The organism is Pedobacter aquatilis (assembly GCF_032678405.1).
Lineage (GTDB): Bacteria > Bacteroidota > Bacteroidia > Sphingobacteriales > Sphingobacteriaceae > Pedobacter > Pedobacter aquatilis_A.
Genome location: NZ_JAVTSJ010000004.1, coordinates 72,605 through 87,137 on the forward strand (window position 1 = coordinate 72,605; position 14,533 = coordinate 87,137).

The window sequence follows — 14,533 nt, forward strand, 5'->3', positions numbered from 1 at the left end:
GGAAAAAAAACATGAAGATGAAAAAACAATATTTATACTTTTTACTTGCCTGCCTGGCTTTGGCAGCCTGTAAAAAACTGGATCAGAAACCACAATCTACAGCAACAAAAGAAGCCGTTTTTGGTACTGAGAACGGATTAAAGCTGTACACCAACTCATTTTATGGTATGGATTTTCTTCCGAAAAACTCTACCAGTCAGGATGCCATGTCTGATTATCTTGCTGTGAAGTCAGTACCTGATTTTGTTCGTGAGGGTGGTTTCGCTGCTAACAATAGCTCGGGATGGACCTGGAGAGACTTAAGAAACATTAACTATTTTATAGAAAACTGTAAAGATCCCGCAGTGCCTGCATCAGTGCGTAACAACTATCTTGGTATAGCCCGTTATTTCCGGGCTTATTTCTACATGGAAAAAGTGAAACGTTTTGGCGATGTGCCATGGATAGGAAAACCACTTGATATTGATGACCCCGCATTAAATGCAGGGAGAGATAAAAGAGAGCTGGTAATGGATTCAGTGTTGGCTGATATTAATTTTGCCTGTGCAAATATTGCAAGTACCAACGATGCAAGCCGTACAACCGTTACAAAATGGGTAGCTTATGCCTATAAATCGAGGATATGTCTTTTCGAAGGAACATTTCGTAAATACCATACCGAATTGAAGCTGGCATCAACGGCAAACAAATGGCTGGAAGATGCAGCTGCGGCGGCCGACGAAATAATTAAAAAAGGTGGATATACACTAAATACTGCTGGTGGTGCCGGTGTTTCTTATCGTCAGGTATTTACAAGCAATACACCAGTAGCGAGCGAAGTATTGCAATCAGCTGTGGCAGATTTAAATCTTGGTGTATTGAATGAAGCTAACTGGTGGTGGACGAGCGGTACTTACGGAGCAAAGGCCAGCTTTACCCGCACTTTTATTAACACTTATCTCAAACTTGATGGTACACCTTATACAAACGATCCGGCATACCGTACCATGTTGTTTAAAGATGAGGTTAAAAACAGAGATTTAAGGCTAAAACAAACTATTCGTCTGGGCGATTACAAGCGTATCACCAGTGGTCAGCAGGTTCCGGCTCCTCCTGTTTTCTCGTATACTTTTACAGGTTATCAGCCTATTAAATGGACGTTAGACGACACTTACTATGATGCTGGTGCTTTAAATACGAATGCAGTTTCTTTATTCAGATATGCCGAAGTATTACTTAATTATGCCGAAGCAAAAGCTGAACTGGGGACGTTAACAGATGCAGATTGGACCTTAACGGTTGGCGCATTACGCTCAAGAGCAGGTATTACAGGTGGATTAACAACTAAGCCTGTTACGGCTGACCCTTACCTGGTTGCCAACTACTTTCCTGGTATCAGCGATGCAACCTTGCTCGAAATCAGAAGAGAACGTGGTATCGAGTTAAGTCTTGAAGGCTTACGTTTTGCCGATCTACTTCGCTGGAAACGCGGTACATTGATGGAACAGGAATGGAATGGTTTTTACGTACCAACCTTAAATACCCCAATGGATCTGAATGAGGATGGAATTCTGGATGTTGCTTTCTATCAGGGTACACGCCCATCGCCTGCGGTTGCCGGAGTTACCTACGTTGATGTTTCTGCTACTGTTGGTGCTGCGGTTAACTCACAGCTACTTAGAAACGGAAGTTCAGGTGAACTTACCTGGATGAAGGAAATTCCTCGTAAATGGAACGAGAGAAATTATTACTATCCGATTCCTTTGGCCGATCTTCAACGAAATCCTAATCTAAAACAAAACAATGGCTGGTAAGCTATAATACCCTTTTAAATAAGAAGTATGAAAGTAAAGATATTTTTAATTACAGCTGCGTTTGCTTTAAGTATAACAGCACTAAAAGCACAGGAGATTACCATCGGTACCTTTAATATTAGGTACGATAATCCTGCCGATAGCGGGAACCTTTGGGTTAACCGTGCACCGATTGTTGCAAACTTAGTCCGTTTTCATGGTTTCGATATTCTCGGTGTTCAGGAAGGTTTAAAGAATCAACTAGATGATATCAATGGCGCTTTACCCGAATATGCAAGGTACGGTAAAGGCCGCGATGACGGAAAAGATGCCGGAGAACATTCTGCAATTTTTTACAGAAAAGACAGGTTTAAGCTATTGAAGAGCGGCGATTTCTGGTTGTCAGAAACACCTGATGTTCCTGGTAAAGGATGGGATGTTACCTGTTGTAACCGCATATGCTCATGGGTTTATCTGGAAGATTTAAAAACGAAAAAGCAGTTCTTCGCTTTTAATGTTCATTATGATCATCAGGGAATGATTGCCCGCAGGGAAAGCAGCAAGCTTATTTTGAAAAAGATAAATGAAATTGCCGGAACCAAACCTGTTTTGCTAACGGGAGACTTTAACGGTGGCAGAGATAGTGAATGGTACAAAAGCATAGCAAACTCAAATGTATTGGCTGATGTTAACACAAAAGTTAAGTTCCCATATGCCAATAATGGTTCTTCAAATGGATTCAGGACACCACGTGGACAAGGTGTTATCGACCATATATTCATGAGCAGCCAGTTTACTGCAAGTAAATGGGGGATTTTAACCGATACTTACTTTGGTAAATTTCCTTCCGATCATTTCCCAGTGCTGGCAGAAGTTTCTTTAAAGTAATTTTTAACCTACCTACGAATATTAAAACCTTCCCATGTAAAAAGGGGAAGGTTTTTTGTTATCCACAATTCTTGAAAACTTAACCTGTAGGTGCTTTTTAGTTAAGATTACCCCTGCATTTTTGCAGCATAAAACTTACTATATGCAACAAAACAATACTGAGGTTAACAAAGACCTGCAAGCCTTTATTTTAAAGTTTGAGCCGGCCAAATTCAAGCTACTGCCAAAGGGAATCGAAATCAGGGGAATTAATGATTTACACAGTAGTATCCTTGAGGCTAAGGCCATTATAGAAAAAATGGGTTTACGCCTTACCATTAACCATAATGCGGAAATGCTTTCTTATCGCGGTTTTGAAGTAAATAAATGCTGAACAAAGCCTTAACAGGAACTTTATACCAGCTTTATATAGTATCCTTATTTTTGAACCGGTAGAAATTCAATTCATTAATTTAGTGTTCAGTAAGAAAGGCCATTGCGAAGCGATGGCCTTTTTATTTAGTTGATGTTTTTTAATAAATACTCCATAACAGGATCTGTTTTTTCTATTTTAGCCTTTAACGTTGTTTTTATCAATATATCCGGCTTAACGGTTTGGCTTTTTTGATCATTACAATCTACCCCCAGATCAAATGTTGTTGTAGTTTGAATACTAAGTTTACTGTTTGGTAATGCTATACGCAGAACTTCTCCAAAATCGTTGGTGTTTTCACCGGTAGGTTCACCAATTATGATTGCCATTTTATATTGCTTTACACCATCAGCAAGCATATTTGCACTTGAAAAAGTTAATGGCCCGGTAATGAGATAGACTTTCCCCGAAAAAAGTAAGCTGTTATTAATAAATAACGGTGTATGAGCCCCACAATTACGTCTGTCGATAACTGTTCCGTTGGCTTCTTTAAGATAGGTATTACTGGTGTCGCCTTGAGCCGTTAAATAGTCTTTGTAACGTTGGCTAACCCGCCAATACCTGCCAGCTGAAAGTGAATATGGATTGGTATTGAAATAACTGATTAACAAATCGGCGATTTGCGAGTTGCCACCCAGGTTCTTTCTGAGGTCGATTGCTACAGCTTTAAGTTTTTTTGTTTTCACGAGGTTAAAACATGAATCAAAAAAAGTGGTGTACCTATTTAAATCAGATTCCATGGTGTTAAGTATGAGGTGACCAACTTTTCCATCCTTGATCTCGAAACTATATTTATTGTTTGCAACCTGTGGTAATGCCTTTGAAAGTGATTCTTTAAGGGTAATCCCATAGGGGATTGTTTTATTTTCCGTTTGGCCCCTGTACTCATATTTAATATCAAAAGGTGGTTTCACATTTGCCAGATAGAGGTAATTTCCCAGCAAACCACAAGTCATTTCCAATCTGAAAGATTGGTTTTTATCCACTCGTCCCAGCAAATCAAGAAAGAAATTTTTCAAACGAACACCATTTACGGAAATGATTTTGGCACCAGCAGGAATTTCAGATGTAGTTGGTTGAATGGGTAGGTAGATGTCGAGCTTTTCATCAGTTGTGAGCTCAAAAGGGAAATAAATTTTCTTCTGAAAATCCTCTTTAAAAGCCTGCTGAACAATTGATGGCGAAGTGTGTCCATCTTTTATTTCAGCTGTTAAGCGGTTCATCAATAGAACGAAAGATTTCAGTGATACTGAATCTGGTAATGAAGATTTAAGCTTATCGGTAAAATCCAGATAAGCATCTTTACTGATATAAAGGTAAGGGTTGTAATGTACCTCAGATAGTACCTGGTTATAATAGTCGATATCTGCAATGGCTTGTGCTTTGCTGATTTGCTGCGCCCTGGTTTCTAAAAATGTTAGGGAGATGACTACAATGAAAGATAATTTCTTCATAACTTATTTTGTTATAAAGATGCCGGTTTGGAGGTAAAGGTTGCATCCCGTAAAAATTAATAAACCTTTTAACCGGAATTTGCTTACCTGTTAATGAGAAACAGGTAAGCAAATAATTTTTGAAGAAAAGAAGATAAGTTAAATCCTTTCTTTTCCGCTGTATTTTAAAGCTAATTCAGGGTTTTTGGCATATTCATCCCAAAGCGCATCAAGCGTTTTGCCTGATAATTTTACCCATGTATCCTGATTATAAGTGTGGTTTCTCAACTCTTTATCAATATCGATAATCATTCCTGGTTTCACCTTTTGGTCAATCCACTCAAAGAAACGGGCAGTTACGCGATAGCTGTTTTCATATTTCTTTTCGTTAGTTTTTTCTGTAAAGGCCGGAAGCATCCATTTCGAGCCGATGTTATCGACACCATAACGATAGCGGATAAAATCTGCAATACCTTCAGTAAGCCAAACGGGGCCCGAACCATAACCATATCCCTGTACCAGGTGCATACCTTCGTGCGTAACAATATCAATGTCCGTTGGATGTGCATCCATATACTTGGTGCTGAACAAAATGCGGTTTCCGCTGGCTTCTGCAACACCTTTATAAGCTGTGTCGGTAACAAATACAACTTCGTGAGTGGTTTTATCATTAAAAGTACTTACCAATACCGGGAAAACCTTGAAGTAAGTTTCAATAAGTTCTTTCTTGATGGTTGGATTAAAGGCGGAGTTTTTGTTAATAAATACCAGCTGATAACCATTGTTTTTTATGGTATCAACTGATGACCAGTTTTGATGCAATGCCTGTTCAAGGTTCCATTGAAATTTTTCCTGGTTCTTTTTCTTTTTAATCCAGTTGCTGTTCACAACAATTTCTCCGGGAATGGCTTTAATATTAAATTTCGATATGGTATCAATTACCCGCATGGTTACTTCTCTTTTGGTGCGATAACCATCGGCCGAAGCAAAACCAGGATAGGTAGCCCTAAATGCGGCATTTATCTGTGCAGTATCTAAGGTTACTTTCGTGTTATTTGTAATGGTAATGCTATAGGGGCGGGGTTCATTACGTCTGCGCTGAGGCTGCTGACCTGAAAGTGTGGTTGCAGGTGTAGTTTGTGCAAATGCTGAAACCGCAAGCAGCATAAAAAAACCGAGGTTAGAAATTTTTTTAAGCATAGGATAATTATTTTGGCTAAAAATAACTTAACTAAAACGATTTTCCTGTAAAATATAAGCTACACATTAGCTAACAAGTTGCAACACGCTTTTGCAAACTATTTTGATACTGGCATGTTATACATCCGGTCAAAATGAAAACAAATGTCAGATAAAAATAAAACCATCCTGAAAAAGGGAAATGCAGCCATACTTGCAGGCAATTACGATGGATTTCTGGAATTCTGTACGGAGGATACCTTATGGGAATTCGTTGGTGAACAAACACTTCAGGGTAAACAGGCCGTAAGCGAATACATGAAAGAAGTTTACCTGGAAGCCCCTAAGTTTACCGTAGATAACATGGTTGAGGAAGGAGATTATTTAACTGTAATTGGTGAAATTGCCTTAAAACAAATGGATGGTAAATGGTTGGCGTATGATTATTGTGATGTGTGGCGTTTTGAAGGTGATAAAATAGCATCGCTTCGCGGTTTTGTTATTGCGAAAATGCCAGCTAAATAGGCATTGTATACATTATGAGTATAAATGCAAAAAGCATGTTCCATAAAGAACATGCTTTTCTGTTAACAAGAGAGAAAGATAAACTATTTTATACCAGTGATGATAACGTTATCTAAACGTACACCATAATTATTGGTCGCGGTTTGTCCGTAGAACTCAATTGTGTTATCAGCAAGCGGTGTTAAGTCGCCGATTTCTAATGTGAAGAATTTGTTCTGGTCTGCACCTGTAATTACTTTGCTGCTTACGTTAACATCAACACCATTAACTTTAACTTTAATTACGTTTAAATCAGTTGTATTTGCTGCACCCGTAATGTTCGAAGCTAAATCGTATTTGATTTTAAATTTAGTATAACCTGATAATTTAATGCCACCAATTTTGATTGAAGATTCTTTTGTTGCAGGCAACCAAACGTGTGCGTTTGTTCCATCACCATAGCTTGAAATTGTTCTTAGATCTGCATTTCCAGAAGCATCGCTGAAAGTTAAGGTCTTGTTATCGTAGTTGGTGTAGGTAGCAATTTTTGGTTTAGTAGAAGGAATGGTTCCTGTACCAAAAGTTTCTGTTAACACAACTTCCTCAACACCAGTTGGCGGCGTTACCACATCTTTATCCTGATCTACTGTATAAGAACCAGAAGGAACGGTATTCCAGTTGGTAATTACAGCGGTTAAAGCTACAGCTACAGGCTCGTTAGCTGGTGTGTTTTTTAACTCAACTTCGTAAGTGTATTTTTTACCTTGTTCAAATTTAGAATTTGCAGGTAATGTTAATTTAAATTTTCCGGCTGCAAGTGTAAAAGTAACTACTTTTCCGGTTGCATCAGCAGTAGGAACTACAATTGCCTCAGCTAATACTGAACCTGTTTTGGCAGTCGTTTTAGCAGGAATATCAACTACCTGGTTAGCACCTGATAAAGTACCTGTAGCTAAATCGAAATTCGCTTTTGTATTTAATCCGGCCAAGGCTACGGTTAAACCGTTAAGGTCAGCTACACCTGTACCATTTTTAACAGTAAATTCTACTTTTGAAAGCTGGTGCGAGAAAACAAGGTTTGCATTAGGGCTGGTTTTGCTTAAACCAGTAGCATTGTTTGCATACAATAAATCGATTGCGCTCTGACTGTTCTGGTTCGTTACATCTACAGTATAAATATTACCTGCATTAGCTTGTTTGTAAGGATAGTAGGCTACAAAATCTACTGCACTGCCATCAGCAGGATAATAGATAGTCTGATCAGTAGTAGCTGGTTTAAATTCACCATCACCACTTGTATTGTAGTTTTTGTTTGAAGCTAATGCATTGGTTAAACCAGTTCCGGTTTTCATGAATACACCAATAGCATCATTTGTTTCCCAGGTATCGTTAAATGCCTTAGTTTTAATTTGTCCGTTAATGCTCGAAGAAAATTTCACAGCATTAACCTCAGGATTAGAAGTTCCCGGATTTTGTTCTTTCTTGCAAGAACTGCTTAATACGAACAGTGAGATAGCTGTTGCGAATAAAATGTTTTGATTTTTCATTTCGTTAAATCGTTTTTCGGTTTATAATTATTTCCAGATGGTACTGTCGATGGTTTGTTTTACTGCATTGTTAAGTTTAGGGAAGAAAGTGTACCCTGTTTCTTTTTCAAGGTCACTCACAGTTACCCTGTAAGTATTGTAGTTATTTCCAGATGGAATGATTTGGTTATCGATTCTGAAGCCGATGGTGTAGTAAGTGTCACCTTTTTTCATGGCTAATGCCTTATAGTAATATTTAGGAATAGCCGAGCCTTTTGAGTAAGTAATGTTCTGATCGGTAGCGGTTTTAATTGCTGCACCCGTAATTACATATAATGTATCACTTTGTGCAGTCCATGTTCTTACCTGCTGCTCTAAATTGTTCCAGATTCCCTGGTTCATTGAAGAAACCTGAGCGGTCATGTTCGAGTAGTAAAAAGTAGTGGCATTTAATTCTCTTGTTGCTGTTCTGTCGCCACTTGGGATCTGGTGACCACGGTCGTAACCACCACCGAAAGAACTGCTTAAGTCAACCTGCGACGACTGAGCGATTTTTGGATCAAATGCCCAAGCATCTGTACGACCAGAACTGCCAATATAAGATGCATGCAATGGATAAGCTACCCAATAAGCCATTTTATACTTTTTATCGTAAAGCATTGAGTAGTTTCTAACATTTGTTCTTCCAGGGAAATCATGAGAAACAAATACCGTATTTTCGTCAGTTGTAATTAAAGGCATTTCCATGTAACCAGATAATGTTGGCGGTGTAGTAGTAACTGTTTCCTGTTCAAGGCTGTAAGAACCTGAAGGAACATCATTCCAGTTGGTAATGGTTGCTTTAATTGCGGTTGCAATTCCAGGTGTAGTAGTACCTTCGCCTTTTAACTCAACTTCGTAAGTATATTTTTTACCTGATTCGAATTTGCTTCCTGCAGGCAATGTCCAGGTATATGTTTTAGTTCCGATAGAGAAGATAACTTTAGTCCCGGTTTCATCTGTTGTTGGGATTAAGATGGCTTCAGCAACGGTTAAACTATTTTTAATACTTGTTTTTGCAACAACGTTTGCAACTTGTGTCTGGCCGCTTAAAGTACCTGTAGCCAAATCGAAACTGGCTAAAGATTTTACACCAGAAACATTAACACCAAGACCATTTAAATCGGTAACGCCAGTACCGGCTTTAACGGTTATTTCTACTTTAGATAACTGGTGTGTAAAGATTAAATTAGCGTTTGTATTGGTTTTGCTCAAACCGTTTGCATTATTCGCATACAATAAATCGATAGCACTTTGAGTGGTCTGGTTGTTTACATCAACTGCATAAGTATTGTTTACTAAGCTTTGTTTAAATGGGTAATATGCAATGAAATCTACTGATGAACCGTTTTCAGGATAGTAAATAGTTTGCTCGGTAGCTGATGCTTTAAATTGTCCATCGCCTGTAGTAGTGTAAGATTTATTTGAAGCAGATGTATTGGCTAAGCCAGTTCCGGTTTTCATGAAAACACCGATTGCATCGTTAGCATCCCAGCTGTTATCGGCTGCTTTGGTTTTAATTTGCCCATTAATTGCCGATGAAAACTGTACGGCTGTACGGATTTCGTTCGGGGTTTCCGGTGCCTTGTCTTTCCGGCAAGCTGTGCCCAAAAATGCAAGCATAGTGAGGCTAATGATTTGTAGATTTTTAATTTTCATACTGATATATTATTTGATTTTTTGCGGGATGTTAAAACATAAAAAGTGTGCAATTCGGCGCTTTAAATGCCTAATTTGTTCTACATAATTTTGTTTAACGGAGCGTTAGAAAATGAATTAGTTAAATATTTCTACAAAGAAAGGCCTAAAAAATGCGCTCTGAATTAATAGAATGAGAAGCTTATGTTAACATTTGGCCTTAAAAAAAATAAAAAATAAAATGTGCTTAACAACAGTTTTCGTATCATTACGCACGAGCTAAAAACCAGTATTCTTTAAATGGACACTTGGAAGATTTTTACTGAATGATAATCAGGTTTTTAAAAAATGAGTTTGTACGGCGAGGTTGATGTACAACTCCTTTAATAAATTAAATCAGTGTTAATTTATTCTTTAATGTTAACTGATTTTCGATTTTGGTACCTGATAGGCCTTTTTATACAGGGTAGTAATTTATCTATTTTTGTCGTCTAAAATTTAAGCGATGAATCCAGCTAAAAGCTATCTCTTCAAAACTATACTGTTGTTATTTGTGATGTCATTTGGTTTATCCTGCAAAAAGGAAAATGATATTGTTCCTGTAAAAACACCAGTGAAGAAAGTGGTACTTGTACTCATGGAAGCCAATAACGATCTGAGATACGATGCGGTGAACAGTATTAATATGATGGAAAAAGGTGCAAAAGACATAGATGGTACATTACTGGTTTACATTAAAACCAGCAGCGTACGTTCATACTTGCTTAAAATTAAATATGATGCCGACGAAAATAAAATTGTAAGTGATACGGTTAAGACTTTTGAAAACAGTCCTTCATCTGACGCTGAATTTCTTAAAGATGTAATTCATTATGCACAAACTGAATATCCTGCAGAAAGTTACGGACTTATTCTCTGGTCGCACGCTACATCCTGGGCACCGGCGAGTACGGGTATAAAAACAAAATCGTTTGGCCGTGATACGGGAAAGGAAATTGATGTTATCGATTTAAAGAATGCACTACCCGATAACCTGGAATTTCTAATTTTCGATGCCTGCTCAATGGGTGGGGTCGAGGTTTTATATGAATTTAGAAACAAAGCAAAGTATATCATTGCTTCTCCCGCCGAAACATTGTCTGAAAGTTTTCCTTACCAAAATATTACACCATTACTATTTCAGGGTTCGGAAGCATTGCAGGCTATTGCCCTCGGATACTACACTTATTATAATTCTTATACTGATGACAGGCAATCGGCTACGGTAGTATTGGTAAAAACAAGTGAACTCCAGGCCTTGGCTACAGAAATGAAATCACTAATGGCTAAATACAAAAAGTATGGCGATAAACTGATTAGTGATGGTGTACATCGCCTTGATTTTACAGCAGGTTTTCCGGTAGCCAATTATGACTTCGGTGATTTCCTGGACCACAACTTTAATAAGCCCGATTTAATGGCTGTTAATTTTCAGCTCAGTAAAACAATTATTTACAAAGCCGCTACCGATAAATTTCTAGGCCAGCCCATAACTAAATTCTCAGGGCTAACCTGTTATATTCCATATGCCAATGATAGCAACTTAACTTACTACAGTAAACTACAGTGGTATGTAGCGAGTGGTTTTAATGTGCCATTTACAAAATAAGCAAACCTATTGGCTAATCAGATATAGAGTGGTGCCATTTTACGCCAGTATCGTGGCCTGTGGGCATCATTGTCCCAGGTGTAAAAATGATTTGCTACCCCTTTTTCCCAAAGTAAGTGGCTTAATGTTTTGTTGCTGTTAAGGAAAGGATCAGTTTCGCCAACGGCCAGGATAATTTCCATTTTTTTTATCTCCGAAATCAGATCATCATCATTCAGGTTAGAAAGATATTGTTCAGGCATGTTGAAATAAACCTGTTCATCGCGAAAGCCGTTAAGTAAATCCGTAAAGGGTTCTGATGCATTTGTTAAATCGTACCTGCCACTTATGCCTACGGTTTTTTTAAAAAGATTAGGATGTTTCAGCGCAAGGTTAACAGCATGGTAAGCGCCCATGCTAAAACCTGCGGTTTCCATCCAATCTGTTTTACTTTTTCCCCGCATAAGCGGAAGGACTTCCTGAAGCAGGTATTGCTCGTATTGTAGGTGGCGTTGAATTCGTACCGATGGAAAAACATCCTGGTTATAAAAACTTTCGTTATCTAAACTATCAACACAAAAAAGTTGTAATTCTCCTTTGTTTATTGGTTCAGCTAGCGAAGCAATGATTCCCCAGTTTTCATAATCAAAGAACCTGGCCATTCTTGTCGGAAACAATAGCACCGCTCGTCCACCATGGCCAAATATTAACAGCTCCATGTCGCGGTTAAGGTGCTTGCTGAACCATTTATGGTATTCCCTTTTCATGCTTTTACTTTGCGGAAATTAGTTTTAGCATGTTATTGAAATATTAATAAATCGTAATGATTACCGTATTTTTTCGAGGATTACATTTCTCCATAAATCATATCCGGTATTGCTGAGGTGAAGGCCGTCGTGGTCGTAATATTCACGGTTCGGATTGCCCGATTTATCGAGCATTTCCTTAAAAATGTTTATGAATTTCCAGTTCGAATTACGTTTTATAATTTCATTTTCAATCAGGTTGTTGGTGTATTTAAACTGATCAGCGAGGTGCCATCGGGAGAGACTCGGCTTCAACGATACAAAGTAGCAAGGTATGATCCCGAATCTTTGCCTTACATTAGCCATTAACTGTAAAAAGAAGATAAATATTTCTTCCGGATTCCGTCCATCGCCTAAGTCATTATCACCTGCGTAAAAAATAAAAGCCGTTGGGTTATAATCAACCATAATTCTGTCGAAAAACCAAACACATGCGGCAAGTGTTGCACCTCCAAAGCCAAGGTTAATAACCTTTTGGTCAGGAAAATCTTCCTCGAGTGTTTTCCACAAACGGATGGAAGAGCTTCCATAAAAGAGCGTAGTATGCCCTTGTCTTTTCCATTGTTCTATCTTTTCGAGTTGTTTTACTTCCTGTTCGTACCAGTACATTTTTAGTAGATATATTTATCAATAATAATAAAAACACAACAATATTAAAGTTAATGAATGCCTAATGGTTTAAGTTTAACAAACACTTAACACAGGCTTTGCTTTTTCTTTTTGTACAAAATTTCCGATATTAATTCTTGTGTGCTAAGTATCACCTGTTTTATCAGGAAATACTTTTTTAGTAGTGTTTTTGCCGATTGTTAATATTAAGACAACATTGCTTGTTTAGTTTTGAAAAAATCTATAAAAAACGACAAATGAAATTTTTTCTTTCAGCCATTTTAGCCAGTACATTAATGCTTTCTGTTGCTGAAGCGCAGGTAGCCACAGTAAATCGTGGGCACAGCCATAACGACTATCATCAGGATATTTCATTACTCAAGGCTTATTATGCAGGAATGGGCTCTATAGAGGCTGATGTTTTTCTAAAAGATGGCGAGTTATATGTAGCCCACGAAACTTCGGAAATTAAGACTGGAAGAACACTATCAAAGTTGTATTTATCGCCTTTGGCAGCATTATATAAAGAAAACGGAAACAAGGCTTTTAAAAATAATAATCAAAAGCTGCAGCTTGTGGTTGACATTAAAGAAGACCATGTAAACGTGCTGAATAAGCTCCTTTCCGAACTAAAGGTTTATGGCAATATATTCGATGAAAGCACTAACCCTGATGCAATTAAAATTGTAATCAGCGGAAACATGCCTTCGCCTGATAATTTTAAAAACTGGCCGTCCTTTATCTATTTTGATGGCCGCCCGGGAGTTAACTACACGCCGGAAGCCTTGAGTCATGTAGCGATGATTAGTCAGGATATTAAGAAATATACAGTTTGGAATGGAAAAGGTGTTCCAACGCCAACTGATTATGAAAAGCTAAAAAAGGTGATTACTGATGCCCATGCGCAAGGGAAACCTTTTCGCTTTTGGGGTACTGTTGATAACCAGAATACCTGGATTGTATTAAGCAGGTTAGGAGCCGATTGGTTAAATACCGATCATCCGGAGCAGCTCGCCGATTTTTACGCCCATCAGCAAAAGTTAACTTATACCAATCCAAATGCATATCCTGTTTATACACCTGATTATCGTGTAGACGGCCAGCATAAAAAAGTTAAACGTGTAATTTTACTCATTGGCGATGGTATGGGACTTGCTCAGATACATGCCGGATTGATTGCCAATCACGGTGATTTAAATATTAGCAGGATAAAGAACATTGGTTTTTCGCAAACTGCGGCTGCCAATTCTGATAACACCGATTCTGCTGCTGGCGCTACAGCCATGGCTACTGGTAAGAAGACGAATAATCGTTACATTGGTATGGATGCTAACCAGAAAAAGTTAACCAATCTTATTGACACACTTGATGGTTTCGGAATTAAAAGTGGGATTATCAGTGTTGGCGATATTACTGATGCTACACCTGCTGCCTTTTATGCGCATCAGCCCGAACGAAGCATGAACAATGAAATTGCAGCCGATTTGTTAACCGCTAAAGCAACAGTTTTAGTTGGGTCTAATCAAAATGCTTTTTTAAATAATAAGGACACAGCTTTGCCCGAGAAGTTAACTAAATACGGTTTTAACATCAGTAAAAGTTTTTCTGATTTTTCAAAGCAAAGTTCAGGAAAGCAGCTTGTACTTTTGCCTAATGAAGATACAAAGCCTGTAATTAAAGGTAGAGGGGATATTTTAAAACAATCGCTTTTGAAAACCATTGATTTATTAAGTAAGAATGGCAAGGGCTTTTTCATTATGGCCGAAGGTGCACAAATTGATCATGGCGGCCACGCTAATGATTTACCGGTTGTAGTAACAGAAATGCTTGATTTTGATAAAACTATAGAAGCAGCGTTGCGCTTTGCCGATCAGGATGGCCAAACACTTGTAATTATTACTGCTGACCATGAAACCGGTGGATTAACCTTATTAGATGCTGATACGAAAAACGGAAAAATTACAGGCCATTTCAGTACCGACGATCATACAAACATTATGGTTCCTGTTTTTGCATATGGACCACAATCAGAAATGTTCAGGGGTACATACCCTAACAACGAAATTTTCAATAAAATACTCAAGGTACTGGCCAATTAAG

At 38.1% G+C, this 14,533-nt stretch carries 12 protein-coding genes; 6 read left to right on the forward strand and 6 right to left on the reverse strand.

Annotated elements, in window-relative coordinates:
- The first annotated feature begins 17 nt into the window (after window positions 1-17).
- From R2R71_RS11920 to R2R71_RS11930, 3 genes are all read left to right on the forward strand, one after another.
- Window positions 18-1,793: a RagB/SusD family nutrient uptake outer membrane protein gene (locus tag R2R71_RS11920; protein ID WP_316831496.1), complete on the forward strand. Its 1,776-nt coding sequence runs from the start codon at window positions 18-20 to the stop codon at window positions 1,791-1,793.
- Window positions 1,794-1,820: 27 nt separating this feature from the next.
- Entirely contained in the window at window positions 1,821-2,660 is an 840-nt protein-coding gene (locus R2R71_RS11925; RefSeq protein ID WP_316831497.1) for an endonuclease/exonuclease/phosphatase family protein, read from the forward strand.
- Window positions 2,661-2,802: 142 nt separating this feature from the next.
- Window positions 2,803-3,033: a hypothetical protein gene (locus tag R2R71_RS11930; RefSeq protein ID WP_316831498.1), complete on the forward strand. Its 231-nt coding sequence runs from the start codon at window positions 2,803-2,805 to the stop codon at window positions 3,031-3,033.
- Between the two features lie 125 nt (window positions 3,034-3,158).
- Here the strand turns inward: R2R71_RS11930 and R2R71_RS11935 are convergent, their stop codons facing one another.
- Window positions 3,159-4,526 (reverse strand): S41 family peptidase, encoded by a 1,368-nt coding sequence (locus tag R2R71_RS11935; RefSeq protein WP_316831499.1) that lies wholly within the window; start codon window positions 4,524-4,526, stop codon window positions 3,159-3,161.
- Window positions 4,527-4,664: 138 nt separating this feature from the next.
- Window positions 4,665-5,705, reverse strand: coding sequence for a basic secretory protein-like protein (locus R2R71_RS11940; RefSeq protein WP_316831500.1), 1,041 nt, complete (start codon window positions 5,703-5,705; stop codon window positions 4,665-4,667).
- Window positions 5,706-5,849: 144 nt separating this feature from the next.
- Here R2R71_RS11940 and R2R71_RS11945 point away from each other — a divergent pair, with 144 nt between their 5' ends.
- The gene (locus tag R2R71_RS11945; protein ID WP_316831501.1) at window positions 5,850-6,209 is read left to right on the forward strand and encodes a nuclear transport factor 2 family protein; all 360 of its coding nucleotides are present in this window, start codon (window positions 5,850-5,852) and stop codon (window positions 6,207-6,209) included.
- Window positions 6,210-6,292: 83 nt separating this feature from the next.
- Here the strand turns inward: R2R71_RS11945 and R2R71_RS11950 are convergent, their stop codons facing one another.
- Together R2R71_RS11950 and R2R71_RS11955 are read right to left on the reverse strand one after the other, a co-directional pair.
- Entirely contained in the window at window positions 6,293-7,735 is a 1,443-nt protein-coding gene (locus R2R71_RS11950; RefSeq protein ID WP_316831502.1) for a fimbrillin family protein, read from the reverse strand.
- A gap of 27 nt (window positions 7,736-7,762) precedes the next feature.
- Window positions 7,763-9,412 carry a fimbrillin family protein gene (locus R2R71_RS11955; RefSeq protein WP_316831503.1) on the reverse strand — a complete coding sequence of 550 codons (1,650 nt, stop codon included), beginning with the start codon at window positions 9,410-9,412 and terminating at the stop codon, window positions 7,763-7,765.
- A 484-nt stretch (window positions 9,413-9,896) separates the two neighbouring features.
- Here R2R71_RS11955 and R2R71_RS11960 point away from each other — a divergent pair, with 484 nt between their 5' ends.
- The gene (locus R2R71_RS11960; RefSeq protein ID WP_316831504.1) at window positions 9,897-11,039 is read left to right on the forward strand and encodes a clostripain-related cysteine peptidase; all 1,143 of its coding nucleotides are present in this window, start codon (window positions 9,897-9,899) and stop codon (window positions 11,037-11,039) included.
- A gap of 17 nt (window positions 11,040-11,056) precedes the next feature.
- Here the strand turns inward: R2R71_RS11960 and R2R71_RS11965 are convergent, their stop codons facing one another.
- Together R2R71_RS11965 and R2R71_RS11970 are read right to left on the reverse strand one after the other, a co-directional pair.
- Window positions 11,057-11,785, reverse strand: coding sequence for an esterase family protein (locus R2R71_RS11965; RefSeq protein ID WP_316831505.1), 729 nt, complete (start codon window positions 11,783-11,785; stop codon window positions 11,057-11,059).
- A gap of 60 nt (window positions 11,786-11,845) precedes the next feature.
- Entirely contained in the window at window positions 11,846-12,433 is a 588-nt protein-coding gene (locus R2R71_RS11970) for a GDSL-type esterase/lipase family protein (RefSeq protein WP_316831506.1), read from the reverse strand.
- Between the two features lie 257 nt (window positions 12,434-12,690).
- Here R2R71_RS11970 and R2R71_RS11975 point away from each other — a divergent pair, with 257 nt between their 5' ends.
- The gene (locus tag R2R71_RS11975; RefSeq protein ID WP_316831507.1) at window positions 12,691-14,532 is read left to right on the forward strand and encodes an alkaline phosphatase; all 1,842 of its coding nucleotides are present in this window, start codon (window positions 12,691-12,693) and stop codon (window positions 14,530-14,532) included.
- The last annotated feature ends 1 nt before the right edge of the window (window position 14,533 follow it).